The sequence below is a fragment of the Hyphococcus sp. genome (assembly GCF_965267305.1).
Taxonomy (GTDB): domain Bacteria; phylum Pseudomonadota; class Alphaproteobacteria; order Caulobacterales; family Parvularculaceae; genus Hyphococcus.
In genome coordinates this window covers 1,799,003-1,821,608 of sequence record NZ_OZ253945.1, presented here as the reverse complement: position 1 = coordinate 1,821,608, position 22,606 = coordinate 1,799,003, and the positions used below count along the sequence as shown (strand labels likewise).

The window sequence follows — 22,606 nt, the reverse complement described above, 5'->3', positions numbered from 1 at the left end:
ATTTCAAATTGTTGATGCGGTGAAGCGCTTGGGTTTTAAGGCTTGAGATGTTTCCCGACGGGATCGCCCGTCCATTCGGCGCCGGTGACGGGGTGCGGATAATGAAACGGCACCACGCGCGTTTCCGGCCAGACCGGCGGCATCGACGGAAGCAACTCGTCGGGGCCGTTCGGGTCTTCCGGATAGATTTTCGTCAGCGGCGGCAGGAGCGCGCCGCCGACCGACCACCCCCGCTGATAATCGGCCTGCCAAAGCAGGGAATAGTCATAAACGCCGATTTTCCAGACGCCGTTTTCGCGAACATAAGTATGTTCGTAAATGCCGGCTTCCCAGCAGGCGCGGGGCATGCCCGGCACTTGCGGCCGGCTTTCGTGTGTGCCCGCAAGCATGAGACAGCGGAAGCGGCCTTTCGCCGTCTGCCGGTCCGGCGCGACGGTGATGATATCCTGGAGCAGGAGATGATCGAGGAAAAAGCCATAGACAGGGCCGTTATGGCCTTGCGTGAATAGCTCGCGAAACCAGCCACACATGAGGCGGCGGATGCTTTCCTTGCCGCGGTAAACGCCGTTCAGAAATGTGGCGACGCCATCTTCGGCGAAGAGATCGACAACCTCATCGTAAAGGCATTTATCGAGATAGTAGCCATATTTATATTGCAGCGCGCAAATTTCGTTACGGTCTTTCAACAACCCGACTTCATTGCGCAGTTCTGTTACTTCCTGTTTCAGAGCGGCGATATCATCCGTGTTCGTCATTTGAAAGTCTCGCTTTTTTGGAACGCATGAGACGCTCCCGCTTCTATTTTCAGCCTATAAGTCCTTTTATTCAAAACTGAGAGCGAAGTGGATTCTGTTCGCCGCTTGCTTGGCGGACTGATTTCACACAAGCTCGGCAGCCGGCAAGAATGCTGCAAAAGGGAGGAAATGCGATGTCCAGCGACGAACTGATCGCCGCGCTGCAACGCGAAGTTGAGGCTCTCAAGGAAAAGGTGGACGGCCTTTCAAAGAAGGCGGGCCTTGCAGAGGACTATATCGCGATCTGCAACCTCCAGCGCGTTTATGGCTATTATGTAGATAAAGGGCAGTGGAACGACGCCGCCGACCTTTTCGCCGAGGACGGCGCCCTCGAAATCGCCGGCCGCGGCGTTTACAAGGGGCAGGCGCGTGTCCGCGAATATATGAACAATTTCCCCAAATATCAGCGCGGCGTCCTTTTCAATCATATGCAATTGCAGCCGGTCATTACGATTGACGCCGAGGCGGCGCGCGCGAAAGGCCGCTGGCGCACCTTTATCCAGATTGCGACGCTCGGCGTTGAAGCGCGCTGGGGCGAGGCGACTTACGAAAATGAATATGTGAAGACGCAAGGCATCTGGCGCATCGCGAAGCTGCATGGCTTCATCACTTTCTACTCTGAATATGACAAAGGCTGGGACAAGGGCGGCGTCAAACTCCTGCGTTCCTTTAAAGGGCTGGAGCCCGACGCGCCGCCTACCGTTGAGTATGAGGCTTGGCCGGAAGTCTTCATTCCGCCGTATCATTATCCAAATCCTGTATCAGGCCGGCCGAATAAAGGGCCTGTCTGAACAAGTTGAGCAACGGAGGGACGAGGATGGGCCGGGCGCGACTGATATTGCCGCTGTTCTTCATGGTAATGATGATCGACGGCTATGATCTGGCGGCGCTGCCGCTAAGTCTCCCTTATATTGTTAAAGAGATGGACATCGCGCCGAGTGCGTTCAGCGGCGCCTTGTCAGCGGTGCTCGTGGGGCTTGGCGCCGGCGCGCTGTTGATCGGTCCGCTTGGCGATCGCTTCGGGCGGCGGGTGCTGATTGTAGGATCGTTGCTGCTCATCGCGGCCGCGACGATCGGCACGGCTTTTTCATCGACTATATCCGAATTTGTCATTTGGCGCTTTTTGACGGGCGCCGCGCTCGGCGCCTGCCTCCCGAATGTCACGGCGGCGACAGCGGAAGTCGCTGCGCCGCAACGCCGGGCGGCGACGATTGCGCTCATTTCTGCCGGGATTTCCATTGGCGCCATAACCGCCGGGCTGATTACGCCGTTGTTGGTGCGGCTGGGCGGCTGGCAGCTGATCTTTCACGGGGCCGGCGTTTTTATTTTACTGCTGGCTGCTGTTTTGTTCTTCGTCATGCCCGCCAGCGAGGCGGCGACGGAAAAAGCGGAAAGCGTGGCGGCGACGCGGGGCTCCATCCTGGCGCCCTTAAGCGCACGATATTTTCCAGCGACGGCATTATTCGTTGCATTTTATACGCTGAATGTTTTTGTGCTTTACATGATCGTTAGCTGGCTGCCGCATTTGCTTACTACGGCGAAGCTTTCCCTTGAGGCTTCATCGCAATTGACCGCCTTTTTTCAGGGCGGCGGATTGGTTGGCGGTCTCCTGATTTCTTGGTTTATCGATCGCGGCCGCGGCGTCCTTGCATTTATGGTCGCTTATGGACTGGCGATTACCGCCTTTGTCGGGACCGGCGGGGCGGGCGCCAGCGCCTTGATCTGGGCCGGGTTGCTGGCAGTCATTGGCGCGGGCGCCTCCGGCGCGCCCTTGGCGATCATGGCGCTCAGTTCCTCGTTTTATCCGGCGCATGTTTACTCGGCCGCGATCGGGCTCGCGGTTGCAGTCGGGCGGCTTGGCGCTATCGCAGGGCCTTTAGTGGGCGGGAGGCTCGTCGAACAGGAATATTCGCCGCAATCGTTTCTCTTGATATGCGCCGCGCCGCTTCTCGCCTGCATGGCGCTTGCGGCGCTCAGTCCTCGGGTCAAAAAAGCGGACGCCGCGTAACCTTAAGCGCCGCTGTCTTTTGCGGCCTGGCGCAGGAAGTCTGCATTCGCCTCGATCAACTCGCGCACTGATCGGGCCTTGCGTCCCGTCAGCTTCTCCACATCGTCCGTGCAGATATCGAGGGCGCCTTCGCGAATGGCGCGCTCGAAACTCACCATATCGTCCGAGTTCCAGGGAATGCTGGCAACGCTTTGATCGTCGACAGGCTCGCGCGGTATGCCGAGCGCATCGAAATGGGCGTACATTCCCTCATCGTCGGTTTCCACAAGCTTCACGGTCTTGCCGGCGGCTTCGCTCAACATCACAGCGATTTCTTCGAAATTTTCGCTGTTAGGGCCGGTAATGGGATAGGCTTTGTTTTCATGGCCTTCCTGCGTGAGCACCGCGACGGCGCAATCGACGCAATCCTCGCGCCAGACCATGGCCTCGCGCCCGCCTTTTGTGCTCGTCATCCATATGCCTGAGGCGATAAATCCGGGGCCAGCGTTGAGGATCATGGCGTCGGCGTAATGGGCGTCGCGCAAGAACGTAAAGGCGCAACCGCTTTTTTTGATCAGGTTTTCCGTTTCGCGGTGGTCGATAGCGACAATGGCAGGATTGCTTTCTTCGACATTCACAAAGCTCGTATAAACAATGTGTTTGACGCCGGCCGCGACGGCGGCGTCGATCGCCGCTTTATGCTGCGGGATGCGCGCGCCAACCCGCGTGCCGGAAATCAGCAGCATTTTATCCGCGCCCTTGACGGCGCCGGCGAGGGTTTCCGGTTTGTCGAAATCGCCATAGCGCACCTCGCAGCCCTGGCGTTCGCGATCCGCAAGCTTTGTTGGGGTGCGGGTGATCAGAATAAGATCTTGGCCGTGACCCTTGGCGATCAATTTGTCTGTCGCCATTCGGCCATATTGGCCCGACGCGCCGGTGATGACGATTCTGGTCATGCGTTTCTCCGAGAGCTACAGCAGCGCGTAGTAGCGGATGGTGTTGCCGTCTTTGCGGCGCCGGCCGATGCCGATGAAGACATGGCGCATGAGCCATTCATGCGGCCCTTTTTCCGTTTCGAAGACGGGCGACGACCGCAGGTAGAATTCTTCGAACGGCACTTCCGGACCGTCGCGGAACATCCAATCTTGCATGCGGCTTAACGTATCCGGTTTCCGCCCCCACAAAAAGCCGCGATTGTGCATGAGGATTTTCGTTCCGTCCTCGGCTTGCAACATATAGCGCGCATCGCTGGCGAGCACGTCATCGGGGCGAAACAGCGCCCAGTCGCCGCCGCTGCCGGGCAAAACAATCCCGTTGAGCTTTGGCCCTTTCACGACGCCGCTTTCGATATAGACGAAGCCGCGCCCAGCGCCGCTTGGCATGTCCGGGATGGAATCATAGCGCGCGAAGTTGATTTCGACCTCGAATACGAATTCGAGTTTGGGCGCGTCCGCCGACGAACTGCCGTCAAGGGGAATGTTCGGGATTTCCGTCATGTCGCTCTAAGCCATCACCCAGCGGAACAGCGTCTTTCCCTCGGCCTGAAGCTGCATCTCCTCGCGTAACCGCAGCCCGTGCTCTTCCGCAAGGCCTCGCAAGAGCACATAATCGCTCCAGCTTGTAACCCCATGAAGCGGACCGTGGCGGCGGTTGAGGGTTGTTTTCCACAACGCCATCAGATCACCCTTTAAAGCGATAAGGCTTTTACTGCTCTGCGTGGATTTTTGCGCCAGCCAACGCGCCTGCGGAATATCAGACGAGTAGACGTATAGGATTGGCTCGCGGGAAACAGTGTTGGCTGTCGCGATCGGGCCAAACGACAACGCCGCTGCGCTGCAAGCGAGAAGCTCTCTTCGTTTCATGGTCGGCCCTCGCGGCATAATCATGCTTCCTGTCCCGATTTCCCTTTTCGCCGAAAGGCGGCGCGTTTATTCGCCAGCTTATGCGCAAACCCATGGTTGTTTCAATCGTAACGCCCGTTATGATGTGACAAGGGATGAAATGTGAAGAGGCGGAGAGAGCAGCTTGGCTTTCTGCGTCGGAACGGAGCTGGGATGGCGATGAGAACCCTTCCGCCGGGGCTGGATGCCGCCGCTTATGACAAGGCGATAAATGCGCTGCGCGGCGCCATCGGCGAGGAAAAGATTTTCGACACAGACCTTGATCGCGACACCTATCTCGACCCCTACGCCCTGGGCGACGGGCTCGACCATGCCGCCTCGGCGGCGCTGGCGCCCGAAAGCGTTGAAGACGTGCAAGCGATTGTGCGCATCGCCAATGAGCACAAACTTCCCCTGTGGCCTGTCGCGCGCGGCAAGAATTTAGGCTACGGCGCCGCGTCGCCAGTGCTTGCGGGGACCGCGGTGCTCGACATGACGCGCATGAACAAGATCCTCGAGGTGAATGAGCGCTACGCCTACGCGACGCTCGAGCCCGGCGTCGGCTTCTATCAGTTCCATGAGCATTTGACGAACAACAATATTCCCCTCTGGATGTCGGCGCCCGCCAATGGCTGGGGCTCAGTGATCGGCAATGCGCTGGAGCGCGGCATTGGTTATACGCCCTATGGCGACAACACGACAAAGCTGTGCGGACTCGAAGTCGTGACGCCGACGGGCGAGATCGTCCGCACGGGCATGGGCGCCATGGCGGGAAACAAATCCTGGGCGCATTATCCTTACAGTTTCGGTCCGAGCTGGGACCAGATGTTTGTTCAATCCAACCTCGGCGTCGTCACCAAAGCGAATGTGTGGATGATGCCGGAGCCCGAGATGACCGCCCATGCGCAGGTCAACCTGCCGCAGATGGAAGACATCAAATGGGCGATGGATATTCTCGCCGATTTAAGGCTGCGCGGCATTATCGAGCATAATGTTGTGTTCGGGAATTATCTCCATGACGCCTCGGCTTTTACGACTCGCGCCGACTGGTATGAGGGCGACGGGCCGCTGCCCGATGAGGTCGCTGAGAAGATCCAGCAAACCTATAATGTGGGGTGGTGGACGTTTCATCTCTCGCTCTTCGGTGATGGAAGCCTCGTCGAGGCGAAGAAGAAAATCGTCAGCGAGGCGTTCGAGCCGCGCCTTGGCAAGGCGCTGGAGTGGCGTCACTGGCGCAAGGGCGAACCGCGCGAGCCGTTCAGCATTTCCGTTGGCGTCCCCATGGTGTTGCCGCTCAATGTCGTCAATTGGATGGGCGGCCGCGGCGGACATGTCGGGTTTTCGCCGGTCCTGCCGCCGTCCGGCGAACTCGCCTATGACGCCTTTTTACGCCGCAAGCGACGCTTCGAGGAGGCCGGTCTCGATTATTATTCGAGTTTCACAGTCGGCCACAGGCACATCGCTAATGTGAACATGATCCTATACAATCGTGACGACGCCGACATGGTTCGGCGCACCAAGGCCCTCTTCACACAGATGATCGCGGACGCTCGCGAGGAAGGCTATGGCGAGTATCGCACGCATATCGACTATATGGACGCGGTGGCTGACACCTATGACTTCAATGATCACGCGCTCATGCGCCTTAATGAGAAGGTGAAAGATGCGCTCGATCCGAATGGTGTGATCGCTCCGGGACGAAACGGCGTCTGGCCGGCGCGCCTGCGCGAAGGGAGGAAAGGATGACCCGAAACGCTTTCATTCCCTTCATTGGTTTCGCCATTCTCGTGCTTTCCGCCTGCGGCAAAAAGGAAGCATCCGAACCTGCCATTGAGACGCCGGAAACAGCGGCGCCTGCGGAGAGTGTGGGTGCGACGGAAGAAACGGCTGCGCCGACATCCGCCGAAGCGGCGCATGGGGCCGAGCTAACCAAAGCGTCGTCGCAAGGCGCCGCGGCGGAGCAGGCGGCGGGCGTGTTCGTTCGCGCCGCCGAAGGCGATCCGGAATCGGTTTACCTGGCGCGCTGTCAATATTGCCACATCCAGCTAGGGCCCGGCACCATCACGCTTTCGCGCCGTCTGGGGCCGGAAGAAGCGCTCCTCGCAAACCGGACCGATCTGACGGAAGATTATGTGAAGACCGTGGTTCGGCATGGTCTCAACACTATGCCGGCGCTGACGCGGGTTGAAGTCAGCGACGCCGAATTGGAACTGATCGCCGAGTATCTGACGCGCAATAATTCCTCTGCAGAGTAACAGTCAGTTTTCAGGTCGCGTCTTTTCGATGAAGACTGAGCGGCCATCGGCATCGCGCGCGTCGAGGCTGTCGATCAGCTTTGCCATAATGCTGTCAAAGGCCCGAACTTCTTCGGGCTGTAATGAGTTGAACAGATACGTCGCCACATTGTCGGCGGTGGGCAGCATTTTTTGGTAAAGGCGCTCGCCTTCTTTTGTGAGGCGAAGGATTTTCCGGCGGCGGTTCTGGGGGTCGACCTTACAGGCGATGCGGCCCTTGCGCTCAAGCGATGTCACGGCGCGGCTGACGCTCATGGTGGTGACGCCGGAAATCTCGGCGATTTCGTGAGACGCCGCCTTGCCGAGGCGCCCAATCAGCATGATGACCCGAAATTCGTTCATGGTGACCCGGTGGCGCTTTTCGAGGTGCTCGGAGAAAGGCGCGCCCAATCGGTTGCCGAGCTTTAACAGGCGATGAAGGACATCGAGCGGTTCGATGTTGGCGTTTGCGGTTCGGCGCCGGGCTGGCTGAAGCGAAGCTTTATTCATGTGGTGTTTCGTCTCTTATTGACGCGAACGCCTATCTTTGTAACGATCGTTAGTATCGCATTTTAAAGCATGTGCAAATGAAGCATTTTCAGCTTTATATGTGTCGTCACTTACAAGCGGCGAGGTCCTCTTCGCGAAACGCCGCAAAAGGGAGCCGCTTATGCCGGAAATGCTCTTGCCCGAAGGCGTGTCGATCAAGAATCCGGACAAGATTTTTATTGGCGGTGCGTGGGCCAAGCCTTCGACGGATAAGACATTCACGTTGATCGATCCTAATACAGAGCAGCCAGTAGGCCGCGTCGCCGAAGCGGTGGAGGCCGATATGGATTGCGCCGTCGAGTCGGCGCGCAAAGCCTTCGATGATGGCCCCTGGCCGACGACGCCGCCCGCCGAGCGCGCAAATTATCTCTACCGCCTTGCCGACGCCCTGAAAAAGCGGGAAGGCGAGATCGCCAAGGCGTGGACCGCGCAGGTGGGCATGCTGAGCGTTGCGGCCCCTTTTATTGTCGGCGGCGGCGCAGCGTCGGTGCAGCACATGGCGGCGGTAACGGAAGCGTATGAATTCGAAAAACGCGCCGACACGAACGCCGCCGACACGGCGATTGTCGTGCGCGAGCCTGTCGGCGTCGTCGCCGCGATCGCGCCATGGAATGCGCCTTACACCATCATGCTGAGCAAGGTCGTCGCGGCGCTTTCCGCCGGTTGCACCGTGATCATGAAGCCGTCTCCCGAAACGCCGCTCGAAGCTTACATCATCGCCGAGGCGGCCGAAGAGATCGGCCTGCCGCCGGGCGTCGTCAACCTCGTTTGCGGCGACCGCGCTGCTTCGGATCATCTTGTTTGCAATCACGGCGTCGACAAGGTGAGCTTCACGGGCTCCACTCTCGCTGGAAAACGCATCGCCAGCGTTTGCGGCGAGCGTATTGCGCGCTGCACGCTGGAGCTTGGGGGCAAGTCCGCTGCGATCATTCGCGACGATTTCGCGACGGCGGAGGCGGCAAAGCTCTTGACCTCGACCATCACGATTTTCAGCGGCCAGGTTTGCGCCATGTTGAGCCGCGCCATCGTGCCGCGCACGCGTCATGACGAACTCGCAGACGCGATCGCTAACGAAATGAAGAAGGTCAAAATTGGCTACAGCGATGCGCCGGACACGCAGCTCGGGCCGCTCGCCATGGCGCGCCAGCGCGACCGCGTGGAAGGCTATATCGAAAAGGGGAAGCAGACGGCGGAGCTCGTCACCGGGGGCGGGCGTCCAAGCCACTTGAATCGTGGGTTCTTCATCGAACCCACCTTGTTCGCCAATGTCGATAATACCTCGGTCATTGCACAGGAGGAAATTTTCGGGCCTGTCCTGAGTCTTATTCCTTGCGAAGATGAAGAGGACGCGATCCGCATCGCTAATGAGTCGAATTACGGCCTTAACGGGTCTGTGCTCACTCATGATCACGAAGCCGCTTACAAAATCGCGCGGCGGATGCGGTCGGGCGGCGTCGCGCAGAACGGCATGCGCGCCGACTTTGCGCTGCCTTTCGGCGGCTTCAAACAGTCAGGGATCGGACGGGAAGGCGGCGTCGAAGGACTTGCCGCCTATCTTGAGACGAAAACAATCCTTCTTGACGGAAAGCCGTCACAGTTCGCCGGTTAAAGCTCCACCGAGCCGCCGTCGACAAAGAGATCGACGCCGGTGATGAAGCTTGCTTCATCGGAGCTAAGAAAAAGAACCGCGCGGGCGACCTCGGCCGGTTCGCCAATGCGCTTTAACGGCACCGCCTCGCGCATCTGTGCGCGCAAAGCGTCGACAGCGTCATCGGTGATGCCGGGGTTGCGGTAAAACAACGGCGTTTCCGTTGGGCCGGGACTGACCACATTGACGCGGATCTTTCGCGGCGCAAGCTCGGCGGCGAAGGTGCGCGCCATGGCGCGCAAGCCAGCCTTGGCGGCGGCGTAAACGGCGTTGCCCGGCAGTGCGAGCTGGGACCCCACAGAGCCGGTAAAAACAACTGCGCCGCCGTCGCGCAGATGGGGAAGGGCGGCCTTTCCCGCGAAAAAAGCGCCCTTCAAATTCACGTCGTGAACGTTGTCCCAAAATTCTTCGGTGACGTCTCCTATAGGCGCGAAGCCGCCGACGCCGGCGTTGACGAAAAGAACATCGATTGGGCCATTCTTTTCAACCGCGGTGTTTATCGCCGCGGCGCTCGCCGCCGGGTCCGCCATGTCGCTTTGAAGCGCGAGCGCGCCGGTTTTCGCTGCAGCTTTGTTTAGCGTCTCTTTGCTGCGGCCTGTCAGCGAAAGCGCCGCGCCTTCGGCGGCGAAGCCTTCCGCCGCGGCGAGGCCGATGCCGCTATTGCCGCCGAAAATGAAGACGTGTTTGCCGGAAAATCTGTCTTTGGTCATCATCACACCATCGGATTCGGGTTGACGGGCTCTGCAGGGATTTCCTGAATGACGTCCCAGTGTTCGACGATCATGCCGGCCTCAAGCCGGAAGATGTCTGCAACGGCGAGGCCGGGATCGCCCGGCCACCGTTTGACGTGGACATGGGTGATGACATAGTCGCCATCTGCGAAAGCCCGCGTCACGGTCTGCTCTGCGTCCGGAGATTCTGCCCGTATCTTGACGAGAAAGTCTTTCAGCGCATCGACTCCGGGCGGCGCAAGAGAAGAGTGCTGTACATAATCGGGCGAGATATAGAGGTCGACCGCGTCCGGATTCATGGCGATCAGGACGTCGCGATACATGGCGAGGACGAAATCGAGATTTTTCTGCTCTTCCTCTGATCGCGGCATTCCACTTCTCCCAGAAAGGCTTCGCTAAATTGCGGGGTCAGAAACGATGGGCTATCTTTGCTCAAAGGTACAATGAATACCGGCCAGGGGAGGCGGGAATTGTGAAGAGGATGGCCTTTAAAAGGGAGGTTCCGGCTCTGGCGCTGTCGCCGTTCCTCGCAGCGCGCGATTTGCAGGTGGCTCGATGAGAGCAAAAGTTGAAAACGCTGCGCCTTCGCCGCATACGCGCGAAACCCTTTATGGCGCGCTCGATGTCTATCTCGCTGCGCTTGTTCGGCGCGATCCTCATGCCGTTCCGTGGGCGGATTTTGTATTCAACACTGAGGACAATGTCGCGATTGAGGTTGGCGATGGGCTCTGGCAGACAATCACCGGGCTTGGCGATTACCAACTCCGTTTCGCCGATGTAAAAACCGGTCAGGTCGGCTATTTCGGCGCTGTTGAAGAGACAAACGAAACGTCCGCTTTCGCCTTCCGCCTTAAAGTCGATCGCGATGGGCGCATCTCGGAAGTGGAGACCATTGTCGTCCGGATCGCCTTTAGCGGCCTCGACATTTTTGCGGATAAAGGATTCTGGGACAAACCCATCCTCAACGAAACTGTGCCGGCCGACAAGCGCGTGCCGCGGGAACGAATGATTTCCATAGCAGACGGGTATTTCGACACGCTGCAGCTCAATGACGGCCAGATCTTCACGAAATTTCATCCGGACTGCAATCGCGTGGAGAACGGCGTCCAGACGACGAACAATCCGGAATTTGCGAAGAAGGTGAATTATCCGATTGCTGCGCTGGGCTGCGAGGCCCAGTTTAAACTGGGCCAATATCTTTATGATGATGCTTTAAGGGGGCGTCGCTTTCCGCTCATCGACGAAGAGCGCGGACTGGTTCTCGCTGGCGGCTTCATCGATCATTCAGGCAAGCTTGGCGCGTATGAATTGACCGATGGAACGAAGCTCGTTTCGCCTTTCCGCCGGCCGCATAGTTTTTATCTGCTAGAGCTTTTTAAGATTGTCGACGGCGAGATTTGCCAGATCGAGGCGAATTTCATCAACGTCCCCTACAGAATGCCGAGCCCTTGGGATGCGCGATGAGATCTGAAGTCATTATTTTTGCTGCAGCGCTTTTGCTGGCTTCCGCGTGCGGCCGCTCGGACAAGGATGGTGACGCGCCGTCAGAGACAGCTCAAGCTGAAGCGGCGCAGGCTGAAACAAAGGCGGCGCACGAAATTGGCGGGGGCGAGGACTGGCCGTTTTCCGGCGGCGACATCGAGAGCACTTATTTTTCGCGGCTCGATAGGATCAACAAGGAAAATGTCTCCCAGCTCGGTTTCGCCTGGGACTTTCCCTTACATACGAATAGGGGGCAGGAAGCGACGCCCATTGTGATAGAAGGCGTCATGGTGACGAGCTCGACGGCGGGCCGCGTTGTCGCGCTTGACGCTGTTACCGGCGAACTGATCTGGCGGTTTGATCCTGAAGTGGACATGCAGGTGAACCGCACCGTCTGCTGCGATATGGTCAATCGCGGCGTCGCAGTCGATCGCGGCCGGGTTTTTGTCGGCGCGCTGGATGGCGTCCTTTATGCGCTCGATTTCAAGACCGGGAAGATTCTCTGGAAGGCCGATACAGCCGAAGATACGACCCGCGGCGTGAATATCACCGGCGCGCCGGAAGTGGCGGGCGATGTCGTCATCATCGGCAATGGCGGCGCCGAATATGACGTGCGCGGTTATGTAACCGCTTATGACGTGTCGACAGGCGAAGAGCGCTGGCGGTTTTACACCGTGCCGCGCGATCCGGAGCTTGGGCCCCAGGAAAATCCGGAACTGGAAGACGCGCTTGCCACCTGGGATCCGGACAGCCGCTGGGATGTGGGGCTTGGCGGCACCGTCTGGGACGCCATCCAATACGACCCGGAATTCAATTCCGTTTACATCGGCACCGGCAATGGCGGGCCTTATCATCTTGCCAAACGGTCTCCGTCTGGCGGCGACAATCTTTATCTGTCGTCCATCGTCGCGCTCGATCCAGCGACGGGCCGGGTGAAATGGCATTATCAGGAAACGCCGGGCGACAGCTGGGATTACACGGCGACGGCGCCGATGACGCTGGCAAAGCTTGAGATCGACGGCGCCGAAACGCCGGTGCTTTTGCATGCGCCCAAGAACGGCTTTTTGTATCTGATCGATCGTCGCGACGGCAAAGTTCTGGATGCACACTCACTGGTGTTTCAGAACTGGGCGTCGGGCATTGATGAAGAAACCGGCCGGCCGATTCTGACGCCGGAAAACGCCGATTATTCCGTAGAGCCGAAGATCGTTTTTCCGGGCACAACCGGCGCCAGCAACTGGCACCCTTTCTCATACAGTCCGGAAACCGGCCTTTACTATGGCGCCGTCCTCGATATGGGCAATCTCTTGATGACGACGCCCGGCAAGAAGCCTTTCAGAAAAGGCGCGATCAATAGCGACGCTTCGATCATGTTCGGGGCAGACCTCCCAGTGACGATCTCGGCGCTGCCGCCCTTCGTTCAGGAGATGGTGAAGGCGCTACCGGAATGGAGCCGCGTCGAAGAAAACCCCGCGAAATCCGAACTGCGCGCTATCGATCCCTTAACCGGCGAAACCGTATGGTCTGCGCCCTATGCCGGCTGGCAGGATCGTTCCGGCGTCATGTCGACAGCCGGCGGCCTCGTTTTCGCCGGAGAAGCAGGTGGCCGGTTCAATGTCTACGACGCCGCCACCGGCGAGCGCCTGAAATCTATTGACGCCGGAACGACCATCATCGCGGCGCCCATGACCTATGAAGTCGACGGCGTTCAGTATATCGCCGTGATGGCAGGCTGGGGCGGCGGGGGATGGCCTTATGTTCCCCGTTATGGCGCAGCCTATGAGCGCCGCAATGATGGGCGCATTCTGGTGTTCAAGCTGGGCGGCGGCGAAACGCCGAAACCAGATTTGTTGCCGCCGCTCGAGCCTGCGCCTTCTGCGCCGGAAGATTTGTTCGCGGATGCGTCTGAAGAGATGATCGCAAAGGGAAGGGGGCTCTTTTACGGCAATTGCGCCATCTGCCATTCCAACCAGCACCGGTCCATCTCGCCTGATCTTCGGCGCATGTCGCCATCGACCCATGAAATTTTCAACGACATCCTTCTCGAGGGGCTTCTGGTCGACAACGGCATGCCGGCCTGGGGCGATCTCATGTCGCCGGAAGACGCCGATGCGATCCACGCCTTTCTGATCGCCGAACAGCGCCGCGTTCGCAAAGAGGAGTTGGAACTGCAGCAGGAGGGATTACCGCTCGATCAGCCGAGCGCGGCTTTATTGTCTAATTTTTGATTGTGAGATTTTGCGGCTAGGACCCAGGCGAGGACGCGTGTCTTAGTCTTTGCGGCGGAATAGAACTTCAACAACTTCCTGAATGATCCGGATCACGGCTTCCTTGTCGAGATCGGGATTGAGAATGTTTCGAATGCCGATGCCCTGCATCAGCGCCACGAAAACTTCGAGTCGGGACTCAAGGTCATCCTTGTCGATGCTTGTCTTCAGATAGGAGATGACCCGCGTCTTCAGCTCCTTATCCATATTGCGGATGGAGTTGGCTATTTCCGGATTACGGGTCGCCTCAGCCGCGATCTCAAGCATCAGCGTGGACCAGAACGGGTCTGTGGTTGAGGCGACATTGTCCCTCAGATTGTCGATCATCAGTTCGACGACTTTTTCGCCGGCGTCCCGGTAGCGTTCGACGGTGATCTTCTTTTCCTCGTAATGCGCCCGGATCATCTCCGCGATGATGTGCTCTTTGCTCTCGAAATAGTGATAAATGTGACCGGGGCTCATCTGGGCTTCTTTGGCGATCTGCGCCATGCGCGCGCCATGAAATCCGCTCGCCACAAAGCTCCGTTCAGCAGCGCGTAGAACCCGTTCGCGGGGGTCGTCAGCGTTTTTAGCGAGGGCCTCGGACATTAACTCTAATTTTCCTTCCAGCAGTTTTGATGCGGCGCACAAATTCTCTTGCCTTGCCGGCCTCGAGGGTGTAACAATTCATTTAGAACAAACGTTCATTCTAATCAAGCCCTCAGCTTTCCTATTGCATGGGAAGCGTATGCAACAAGTTAAGCCGCCCGAAAGCGCAGTCTTATGTCGCCTGATCGATTTGTAAAAACGCTGGTTCCGCTCATGGCCGCAGCAACGCTGACAGCGTGCGGCGGTAAGGGTGACAATGTTAGCAGCGCCCCGCCTCCGCCAGAGGTGGTGGTGGCGACTGTTAGAACACAGCCAGCCGATCTTTCGGTCACTCTGCCCGGCCGCACGACGGCTTACCGCGTCGCCGAAGTGCGGCCCCAAGTCTCCGGCATCATCCTCGAGCGCCAGTTCGAGGAAGGCGCAGCCGTGAGCGAAGGAGATCCGCTTTATGTCATAGATTCGGCGCCGTATCAGGCGGCCGCCGACAGCGCCGCGGCGACCCTCGACAAGGCGGTCGCCATGGCCGCGGCGGCGAAGAATCGGGAAGAGCGGTTCGCGAAGCTCGTGAAAATGAACGGTGTCAGTCAGCAGGATTACGACGACGCGTCAGCGGCGGCGAAACAGGCGAAAGCGGAAGTGGCGCTCGCCCGCGCCGCGCTTGATAGCGCCAAAATCGATCTTGAGCGTACTGTCATCAAAGCTCCTATCGACGGCCGCATCGGCCGCACGCTCGTCACGAGCGGCGCGCTGGTCAACGCCAACCAGGAGCAGGCGCTGGCGGTCATCCACGGTCTCGATCCGATCTATGTGGATGTCGCGCAATCGAGCGCGGAACTCCTGCGGCTTAAACGCAAGATGGCGAGCGGCGAACTAGAGACCGTCGGAAACGACCAGCTACGCGTCAATCTCACATTGGAAGACGGCGTTGCTTATAAGGAAGCTGGAAATCTGGCGCTGGCGGAAGTGAATGTGGAGCCGCAAACTGGCGCCGTCACCTTGCGTGCAGTGTTTCCCAACCCCGATGGGTTGTTGCTGCCAGGCATGTTCGTGCGGGCGGAGATCGTGGAAGGCCGGCGCAACGACGCCATTCTTGTTCCGCAGCAGGCGATTACACGCAATCCCCGCGGTATTGGCATCGCTTATGTGCTTGGTGAAAACAACATCGTTGAGGAGCGGCAAGTCGATGTGGAGCGGGCCGAGGGCGACAAATGGTTGATCGCTGCGGGGCTTGCGCCCGGAGAACGTATTGTTGTTGAGGGCTTTCAGCGCATTCGGCCCGGCGCGCCCGTGACTCCGGTGTCAACAGACGCCGGCTCGCCAAAAACGGCGGCGGCCTCGAACTCTTCAGGAATGAAATAATTACGCCGCCGGCAGGTTCCGGCGTTTTGCAAAGAGATGCCCTGTGGCGAACTTTTTCATCTTCAGGCCGATTTTCGCATGCGTTATTGCGATCATTACAATGATCGCAGGCGTCATCAGCCTGTTGAACCTTCCGCTTGAACAATATCCGGATATCGCGCCGCCGGCGGTGACATTAAGCGCGACCTATCAAGGCGCTTCCGCGAAGGCGGTGGAAGATGCGGTCACGCAGGTGATCGAACAGCAGATGAAGGGCATAGACAACCTTCGCTACATTTCCGCAACGTCGAGCTCGAACGGAACCATGTCAATGACCCTGACTTTCGAGTCAGGCACGGATCCCGATATTGCTCAGGTTCAGGTGCAGAACAAGCTGGCGCTGGCGACGCCGCTTCTTCCGCAGGAAGTGCAGCGCCAGGGCGTTTCGGTCAACAAGGCGCGCGCCGGATTTCTTCTTGCTGTGGCGCTGGTGGATAACTCCGGCACGATGACGGAGGAAGACATCGCGGATTTCCTCGCATCGAACTGGCAGGATCCTATCAGCCGCGTCCCAGGCGTCGGCCAGACTCAGCTTTTCGGGTCGCAATACGCCATGCGCGTCTGGGTCGATCCTTTCCAGCTCGCCAATTACGGGCTTTCGACCCAGGACGTGGTGAACGCCATTCGCGCGCAGAATACGCAAGTGACAGGGGGCGAACTCGGCGGCGGACCGCATATGGTCGGCCAGCAGTTGAATGCGACGATCACCGTTCAATCTCTGATGACAACGCCGGAAGAGTTCCGCACGATTGCGCTCAGGACGCTGGAAGACGGGTCTCAGGTGACGATAAACGATGTCGCCCGCGTCGAAATCGGCAGCCAGGCCTACAATCGAATTACCGAATATAGAGGCACGCCCGCGTCCGGCATGGCCGTCCAGCTTGCTCCGGGCGCCAATGCGCTGCGCACAGCGAACGCCGTCAAGGAGAGAGTCGAGGAGCTTTCCGCCTTTTTGCCGTCCTATATGTCCATCGTTTATCCGGTTGATGAGAGCCCGTTCATTCGCGAGTCCATCAAGGAAGTCGTTAAGACACTTGTAGAAGCGGCGATTTTCGTCTCCATCATCATGTTTGTGTTCCTGCAAAATATCAGGGCGACGGCGATCGTCATGATCACCGTTCCCGTGGTGTTGCTAGGAACGTTTGCGGTGCTTCTCGCTTTTGGGTTTTCAATCAACACGCTGACCATGCTGGCCATGGTTCTCGCCATCGGTCTTCTTGTGGATGACGCCATCGTCGTTATCGAGAATGTCGACAGGATCATGGAGGAAGAAGGCCTGCCCCCGCGCGAGGCGACGCAAAAGGCCATGTCGGAAATCACCGGCGCCTTGATGGGCATTGGCGCGGTTCTTTCCGCCGTTTTCATTCCCATGGCTTTTTTCGGCGGCACGACCGGCGTCATCTATCGTCAATTTTCGATCACCATCGTCACGGCCATGGCGTTGTCGGTGATGACCGCCGTGATTTTGACCCCGGCGCTGTGCGCAACGATTTTAAAAAAGCGCGATCCGTCAAAAGATCCGAAACCCGGCACTCTCGCTCACCGGCTTTCGGCGCCATTGCGCGGCTTTAACGCCTTCTTTGCAGAGGGCGCCCGTCAGCATCTGCGCGGGACCAGAGCCGTCATCAATCGTTCCACCCGGTTTTTCGTGCTTTTCCTCGGTCTAGCCGCAGTCACCGGCTTCATGTTTATGCGGCTGCCGGGATCGTTCCTGCCCAATGAAGACCAGGCGCGGATGATCCTTCAGGTTCAGCTACCCGCCGGCGCTACCTACGACCGCACGCTTGCCGTCCTCGATCAGGTCAAGGCGCATCTGCGCGAAGAAGAAGAGGAGAAGGATACAATCAGGGGCTATTTCACCATCGCCGGCTTCAACTTCGCCGGCAATGGTCAGAATGTCGGCATCGGATTTGTGCCCCTGAAAGATTGGGAAGAACGCAAACGCAGCGACCAAAGTCAGGATGCGGTGGTGCAGCGGGCGCAGGCCGCGTTCTCGCAAATCCGCGATGCGCAGGTTTTCGCCTTCGGTCCGCCTTCGGTGCCGGGCCTCGGTCAGGCAGGGGGCTTTGACCTTTATCTTCAGGACCGCGGCGGCGTGGGGCGTGAAGCCCTGATCGCTGCGCGCAACCAGCTTCTCGGCGCAGCCTCGCAGGAACCGACGCTTATGGCGGTGCGTCCCAACGGTCTCAGCGAAGAGCCGCAGCTCCAAGTCGACATCGACCAGCGCAAGGCGCAGGCGATGGGGCTTGATCTAAACGCGATTAACACGACGCTCGCCTCCGCCATGGGCGGCGTTTACGTCAATGATTTCATCGACCGGGGGCGGGTCAAGCGCGTCTACCTCGCCGCGGACGGAGAGTATCGCAGTTCGCCGGAAGATTTGAAACTCTGGCGCATTCCGAACGCCAGCGGCGAGCTGGTTCCCTTCGCTTCTTTTGCAGATTTTTCATGGGCAATCGGATCGCCAAAACTCGAGCGCTATAATGGCGTTTCATCGGTGGAGATTCTCGGCTCCGCGGCGCCGGGCGTCACTTCCGGCGAAGCGATGGCGACCATAGAGCGCCTGGTTGAGCAATTGCCGCCTGGCATAGGCATGGAGTGGACCGGCGTGTCGAAAGAGGAAATCGAAAGCGGTTCTAAGACTACAACGCTTTACGCCTTGTCGATTCTCGTCGTGTTTCTCTGCCTTGCGGCGCTCTACGAAAGCTGGAGCATTCCCATTTCCGTGCTTCTGGTCGTGCCGCTCGGGGTCATGGGCGCGTCGGCGGCGGCATTGTTCGGCGGTCTGCCCAATGACATTTTCTTTCAGGTCGGGCTTCTGACCACGATTGGTCTATCCGCCAAAAACGCGATCCTCATTGTCGAGTTTGCAAGTCTTCTGGAAAAGCAGGGACAGTCTGCGCTCGATGCTGCGATGGAAGCGGCGCGGGTTCGTCTGCGCCCCATCCTGATGACCTCCTTCGCTTTCGGTCTTGGCGTTACGCCGCTTGTGCTTTCCAGCGGCGCCGGCGCGGCGGGCCGCACCGCCATTGGCTCCGCTGTTCTCGGCGGCATGCTGGCGGCGGCGTTCCTCGGGCTTTTCTTCACGCCGCTGTTTTACGTTCTGGTTCGCCGCCTCTTCGGCGGCGGGGCTGCTTCAAAAACCGCTGGGACGGAAGGTGTAAAACCGGGCATGGAGCCGGCCGAATGACCTTCTATACGGCGGATCTCAAACGCATATTGACGGCGGCGATGGCGGCCATGCTCTGCGGCTGTACGTCGCTCACCATGGCGCCGGGCTATGACAGACCCGCTTCGCCCGTGGCGGAGAGCTTTCCCGAAGTTGAAGAAACCGAAGATGTTGTGCGCATCGCCGATTGGCGCAGCGTCATCGCCGATCCGGTGCTTGTCGGCCTTATAGAGACCGCACTGCAAAACAACCGCGATCTGCGCGTCGCCATGCTGAATGTGGATCGCGCCCGCGCGCTCTATCGTATTCAGCGCGCCGACAGCCTGCCGACCATTGCAGCGGAAGGCGGCTATTTGCGCCAGCGTGTTGGGGAGAACGCAGCTATCGGCGTTCCGGGCGCCGCGGGCGGGGGGCGCACCGAGCCCATTATTCTCGAACAGTATTCCGCCGAGGCTGGTCTCAGCGCCTATGAGCTCGATCTTTTCGGCCGTGTGCGCAGCCTCAACCGTCAAGCTCTCGAAACCTATTTCGCAACCGAAGACGCGCGCCGTTCCGCCGAGATTTCGTTGATCGCGGAAGTCTCTACAGCCTATCTCCAGCTTCTTGCCGACCGCGAGCGTCTGGCTATCGCGCGCGATACTGTGGAAAGTCAGCAATCGTCGCTGTCGCTGACGCGTGAACTGGTTGCAAACGGAATTGGCAATGACCTTGACGTGCAGCGCGCTGACACATCCGTGCTGCGCGCCCGCGCCGACGCTGCAGCGCTAGAGGCGCAGATCGCCCGCGATGAAAATGCGCTGCGTCTTCTTGTTGGAACGGCGCAGCTTCCAGACTTGAACGAGACAGCGATTGAAAATGTCGCGCTGAATGAAGATTTTGCCGATGTGGCTTCTGACATTCTGCTGATGCGTCCCGACGTTTCGTCGGCGGAGCGGCGGCTAATGGCCGCCAACGCCAATATCGGCGCCGCGCGCGCTGCGTTTTTCCCGCGTATCTTGTTGACGGCGAGCGCTGGAACCACGAGCACGGAACTTTCCAATCTCTTTAGCGGCGGCACGGGCGTTTGGTCCTTCGCGCCGTCGGTGTCGCTGCCGATTTTCACAGGGGGCCGCAATCTCGCGCAACTCAAAGGCGCGAAGATCGACCGCGACATCGCCGTCAGCGAATATGAACGGGCGGTGCAGGCGGCATTTCGCGACGTGGCCGATGCGCTGGCGACACGCCGCACCATCGGCGAGCGGCTGGAGGCGACCGAAGGTCTCGCCGCCGCGTCGGAACGCACTTTCGAGCTTGCCGATGCGCGGTTCCGTAATGGTATTGACGATTATTTCTCCGTTCTCGACGCCCAACGTGCTGATTATGCGACGCGGCAGGAGCTGGTGCTGGTCAAGCTTGAAGAAGCCGTCAATGTCATCAATCTTTACCGCGCCTTTGGCGGCTTTCCGGTGGTGGAATAGGCGGAGCGCATTCCGAAAAGCGGGGACCGTTTTTCGGACAAAAGGCGCGACAAACCAAAAATGCTTAAGCCGCCCAATCGCGTTTCAATCGCGGCGCCGTCAGGATGAACAGACCGGCCGCTATAATGTAGAAGACAATACCCGAAAGAATCGCATAGCGCAGGGACTCATCCCCGAATTGCGCATTGAGACGATCCGAAATTGCGCCGATGGCGAGATTGCCGAGGCCTATGCCGATCAGGTTGTTGATGAACAAGAAGAGCGCGGATGCCGTAGCGCGCATATTCGGCTGCACCAGATGCTGAAACGCCGACAGCACGGGACCAAGCCACACGAGACTTAAAGCCTGCAGAACGAGAAACGCGGGGAAGGCGATCCAGAGGGACGGCGCCAGCACGCCGATGGCGAAAAACGGAATGGTCGTGATGAAGGCGAGCGCCGGCACAAGCGCATAGGCGCCTTTGCGCTCCTGGCCATATCGGTCCGCCATGACGCCGCCAAGCCATATCCCTGCCACACCGCCGAGGAGCAAGATCGTTGCGTAGAAATAAGACGCGTAAAGCAGTGGGCTGGGGTTCGCCGGAACGAGTGCATCCGGCAGCCAGGCGAAAAAGCCGGGCAGGGCGTCGCCATAACTCCGCACGAAAAAGGACGGCAGCCAGAAGATGAGGCCATAGCCCATCATGGAGGAACTCGCTGCACCGAAGGATAAGCCCCAGAAGCTTGGCTTGCGCGCCAGCGTCATCGCGACCTCGGAAATTTTCGCCGGCGTTGTCACCGCCGCCGCACCGTCTAGGCCCCCGCGTTTCGGTTCGCGCATGGTGAGACGAAAGATCGGCGCGATCGCAAGACCGGCCACCCCGACAATGATGAAAGCCGAGCGCCAGCCGAGATAACTCGTCAGAACGCCGCCAAGCAGAATGCCGAGCGCCGAACCGACGGGAATGCCGAAGGAATAGATCGACAAGGCGCGCGCGCGCTTTTCCGGCGGGAAGTAATCGGAAATGAGCGAATAGGCGGGCGCGACGCCCCCCGCTTCACCGACACCGACGCCAAGCCGCGCCAGAAAAAGCTGGAGGAAGTTCTGTGCGAAGCCGCAGGCCGCGGTCATAGCGCTCCAGATGGCGAGCGCCGCCGTCATAATCCAGGTGCGGCTCGTTCTGTCCGCAAGCATGGCGATGGGAATGCCGAGAAACGTATAGAAGAGAGCGAAGGCGAGGCCGCCCATGAGGCTCAACTGCGTATCGGAAAGCGCGAGGTCCGATTTGATCGGGACGGCGAGAATGCCGACGATCTGGCGGTCGATAAAGTTGAAGGTGTAAACGACAACCAGAATGAAGAGGACGTAGGCACGGTAAAGGGGCGAGGTCGCCCGATCCTGAGATAGTCCGTGCGCCATTTATTCGCCTGCCGCCGGGTAATGTTCGGCCAGAAAGGCGATGGCGTCGGCGACGGTTTCCTGCGGGGCCTCCTCCTGCGCGGCGTGACCGACGCCCGGATAGGAAATCAGTTTGGCGTTAGGCATTGTCTCTTCGATCTGACGGCCTTGCGCGATAGGGATCACCGCATCCATTTCGCCCCACAGGATCAAGGTCGGCGTTTCAATGCTTGCGAGCGCCGCAGCAGGATCGGGCAGGGTGAATTCTTCGAGCGAGCGGATCATTGCTTCGCCATTCCCTTCGCGGCGCATCATGTCGCGCATGGAGGCGACGCGTTCGGGCGTGATTTTTTCATCGTCGCCATAAATGATTCCGGCGCTCGCCCGCACGCCCGCTTCCGGCGCAGTCATCAGATAGGCTTTCATGGCAGCGGGAATTTCGGCCGGTTCGTCGCCGGCGCCGTTCAATGGATAAGCGCCGGGAGAAATCAGCACCAGCGCATCGACGCGGTCAGGATGACTGGCTGCGAAACGCCATGCGGCGAGACCGCCGAGAGAGTTGCCGGCGATGGCGGCGTGATCGATGTTAAGCGAGTCGAGAATATCTCCGATAAAGGCTGCGCGTTCTTCCGGCGCATAGCGCTCCAGCGGGTCGGGTCCGGTAAGGCCGTGCCCCAGTAGATCGTAGCGAATAACGCGATAGTCGGATTTCAGCGCCGCCGCCCAGCCGTCCCATGTTTCGAGGCTGTGGGTGAAGCCATGAATGAGAATGACGGGCCGGGCTGCGGGATCGCCTTCTTCGCGAATGCGGATGCGGGCGCCGGCGACATCGAGAAACCGGTCCGCAGATGTCAGATATGTCTTCTCGAGATCGGTCGCGGGCGCACCCTGGCTCGCGCGCCAATAGCTGACGCCAGCGATAGCGCCCAGAATGATGACGAGCGCAATGACGATAAGAAGGAGTTTTTTCATCCGGGCCCTCGAGCGCCAAGAAGTGAAGGAAAA

The 22,606-nt window shown here is 59.1% G+C and carries 20 protein-coding genes; 10 read left to right on the top strand and 10 right to left on the bottom strand.

Features of this window, described 5'->3' with window-relative positions; all coding sequences use genetic code 11:
• Positions 1-35 precede the first annotated feature (35 nt).
• The gene (locus tag ACQY5P_RS08640) at positions 36-755 is read right to left on the bottom strand and encodes a nuclear transport factor 2 family protein (RefSeq protein ID WP_428410342.1); all 720 of its coding nucleotides are present in this window, start codon (positions 753-755) and stop codon (positions 36-38) included.
• A 173-nt stretch (positions 756-928) separates the two neighbouring features.
• On the opposite strand from ACQY5P_RS08640, the gene ACQY5P_RS08635 reads away from it, so the two are divergent.
• A complete protein-coding gene (locus ACQY5P_RS08635; RefSeq protein ID WP_428410341.1) occupies positions 929-1,585 on the top strand; it encodes a nuclear transport factor 2 family protein in 657 nt (218 codons plus the stop codon).
• Positions 1,586-1,611: 26 nt separating this feature from the next.
• Positions 1,612-2,802, top strand: a complete 1,191-nt coding sequence (locus ACQY5P_RS08630) for an MFS transporter (protein ID WP_428410340.1) — start codon at positions 1,612-1,614, stop codon at positions 2,800-2,802.
• 2 nt (positions 2,803-2,804) lie between these two features.
• Here ACQY5P_RS08630 and ACQY5P_RS08625 read toward each other — a convergent pair whose 3' ends face one another.
• Genes ACQY5P_RS08625 through ACQY5P_RS08615 form a run of 3 tightly spaced genes read right to left on the bottom strand, consistent with a single transcriptional unit; the run spans position 2,805 to position 4,643 of the window.
• On the bottom strand, positions 2,805-3,737 hold the full coding sequence (locus ACQY5P_RS08625; protein WP_428410339.1) for an SDR family oxidoreductase: 933 nt from the start codon (positions 3,735-3,737) through the stop codon (positions 2,805-2,807).
• A gap of 15 nt (positions 3,738-3,752) precedes the next feature.
• Complete coding sequence (locus ACQY5P_RS08620; RefSeq protein WP_428410338.1) at positions 3,753-4,277, bottom strand: DUF3237 domain-containing protein; 525 nt, start codon at positions 4,275-4,277, stop codon at positions 3,753-3,755.
• A 6-nt stretch (positions 4,278-4,283) separates the two neighbouring features.
• Positions 4,284-4,643: a hypothetical protein gene (locus tag ACQY5P_RS08615; RefSeq protein WP_428410337.1), complete on the bottom strand. Its 360-nt coding sequence runs from the start codon at positions 4,641-4,643 to the stop codon at positions 4,284-4,286.
• A 192-nt stretch (positions 4,644-4,835) separates the two neighbouring features.
• Between ACQY5P_RS08615 and ACQY5P_RS08610 the strand changes: the two genes are divergently transcribed.
• Together ACQY5P_RS08610 and ACQY5P_RS08605 are read left to right on the top strand one after the other, a co-directional pair.
• Complete coding sequence (locus ACQY5P_RS08610) at positions 4,836-6,407, top strand: FAD-binding oxidoreductase (protein ID WP_428410336.1); 1,572 nt, start codon at positions 4,836-4,838, stop codon at positions 6,405-6,407.
• Entirely contained in the window at positions 6,404-6,916 is a 513-nt protein-coding gene (locus ACQY5P_RS08605) for a c-type cytochrome (RefSeq protein ID WP_428410335.1), read from the top strand. The genes ACQY5P_RS08610 and ACQY5P_RS08605 overlap by 4 nt, the downstream gene beginning before the upstream one ends.
• A gap of 3 nt (positions 6,917-6,919) precedes the next feature.
• On the opposite strand, the gene ACQY5P_RS08600 is transcribed toward ACQY5P_RS08605, so the two are convergent.
• The gene (locus ACQY5P_RS08600; protein WP_428410334.1) at positions 6,920-7,444 is read right to left on the bottom strand and encodes a MarR family winged helix-turn-helix transcriptional regulator; all 525 of its coding nucleotides are present in this window, start codon (positions 7,442-7,444) and stop codon (positions 6,920-6,922) included.
• A gap of 160 nt (positions 7,445-7,604) precedes the next feature.
• Between ACQY5P_RS08600 and ACQY5P_RS08595 the strand changes: the two genes are divergently transcribed.
• Complete coding sequence (locus ACQY5P_RS08595; RefSeq protein ID WP_428410333.1) at positions 7,605-9,092, top strand: aldehyde dehydrogenase; 1,488 nt, start codon at positions 7,605-7,607, stop codon at positions 9,090-9,092.
• Here ACQY5P_RS08595 and ACQY5P_RS08590 read toward each other — a convergent pair.
• Together ACQY5P_RS08590 and ACQY5P_RS08585 are read right to left on the bottom strand one after the other, a co-directional pair.
• Positions 9,089-9,844: an SDR family oxidoreductase gene (locus ACQY5P_RS08590; protein ID WP_428410332.1), complete on the bottom strand. Its 756-nt coding sequence runs from the start codon at positions 9,842-9,844 to the stop codon at positions 9,089-9,091. The two genes, ACQY5P_RS08595 and ACQY5P_RS08590, sit on opposite strands and share 4 nt — an antisense overlap.
• Positions 9,844-10,233, bottom strand: coding sequence for a nuclear transport factor 2 family protein (locus tag ACQY5P_RS08585; RefSeq protein WP_428410331.1), 390 nt, complete (start codon positions 10,231-10,233; stop codon positions 9,844-9,846). Before ACQY5P_RS08585 ends, ACQY5P_RS08590 begins: the two co-directional genes overlap by 1 nt.
• Before the next feature lie 184 nt (positions 10,234-10,417).
• On the opposite strand from ACQY5P_RS08585, the gene ACQY5P_RS08580 reads away from it, so the two are divergent.
• Both ACQY5P_RS08580 and ACQY5P_RS08575 read left to right on the top strand, forming a co-directional pair.
• Positions 10,418-11,326 (top strand): hypothetical protein, encoded by a 909-nt coding sequence (locus ACQY5P_RS08580; RefSeq protein WP_428410330.1) that lies wholly within the window; start codon positions 10,418-10,420, stop codon positions 11,324-11,326.
• Positions 11,323-13,572: a PQQ-dependent dehydrogenase, methanol/ethanol family gene (locus tag ACQY5P_RS08575; protein ID WP_428410329.1), complete on the top strand. Its 2,250-nt coding sequence runs from the start codon at positions 11,323-11,325 to the stop codon at positions 13,570-13,572. Before ACQY5P_RS08580 ends, ACQY5P_RS08575 begins: the two co-directional genes overlap by 4 nt.
• 42 nt (positions 13,573-13,614) lie before the next feature.
• On the opposite strand, the gene ACQY5P_RS08570 is transcribed toward ACQY5P_RS08575, so the two are convergent.
• Complete coding sequence (locus ACQY5P_RS08570) at positions 13,615-14,199, bottom strand: TetR/AcrR family transcriptional regulator (RefSeq protein WP_428410328.1); 585 nt, start codon at positions 14,197-14,199, stop codon at positions 13,615-13,617.
• 174 nt (positions 14,200-14,373) lie between these two features.
• Here ACQY5P_RS08570 and ACQY5P_RS08565 point away from each other — a divergent pair, with 174 nt between their 5' ends.
• The 3 genes from ACQY5P_RS08565 to ACQY5P_RS08555 are packed head-to-tail and all read left to right on the top strand — an operon-like array spanning position 14,374 to position 20,223.
• Positions 14,374-15,558 carry an efflux RND transporter periplasmic adaptor subunit gene (locus ACQY5P_RS08565; RefSeq protein ID WP_428410327.1) on the top strand — a complete coding sequence of 395 codons (1,185 nt, stop codon included), beginning with the start codon at positions 14,374-14,376 and terminating at the stop codon, positions 15,556-15,558.
• 43 nt (positions 15,559-15,601) lie between these two features.
• A complete protein-coding gene (locus tag ACQY5P_RS08560; RefSeq protein ID WP_428410326.1) occupies positions 15,602-18,787 on the top strand; it encodes an efflux RND transporter permease subunit in 3,186 nt (1,061 codons plus the stop codon).
• Positions 18,784-20,223, top strand: a complete 1,440-nt coding sequence (locus tag ACQY5P_RS08555) for an efflux transporter outer membrane subunit (RefSeq protein WP_428410325.1) — start codon at positions 18,784-18,786, stop codon at positions 20,221-20,223. Before ACQY5P_RS08560 ends, ACQY5P_RS08555 begins: the two co-directional genes overlap by 4 nt.
• A gap of 64 nt (positions 20,224-20,287) precedes the next feature.
• On the opposite strand, the gene ACQY5P_RS08550 is transcribed toward ACQY5P_RS08555, so the two are convergent.
• Positions 20,288-21,622: a spinster family MFS transporter gene (locus ACQY5P_RS08550; RefSeq protein ID WP_428410324.1), complete on the bottom strand. Its 1,335-nt coding sequence runs from the start codon at positions 21,620-21,622 to the stop codon at positions 20,288-20,290.
• Complete coding sequence (locus ACQY5P_RS08545) at positions 21,623-22,573, bottom strand: alpha/beta fold hydrolase (protein WP_428410323.1); 951 nt, start codon at positions 22,571-22,573, stop codon at positions 21,623-21,625.
• Between the last annotated feature and the right edge of the window lie 33 nt (positions 22,574-22,606).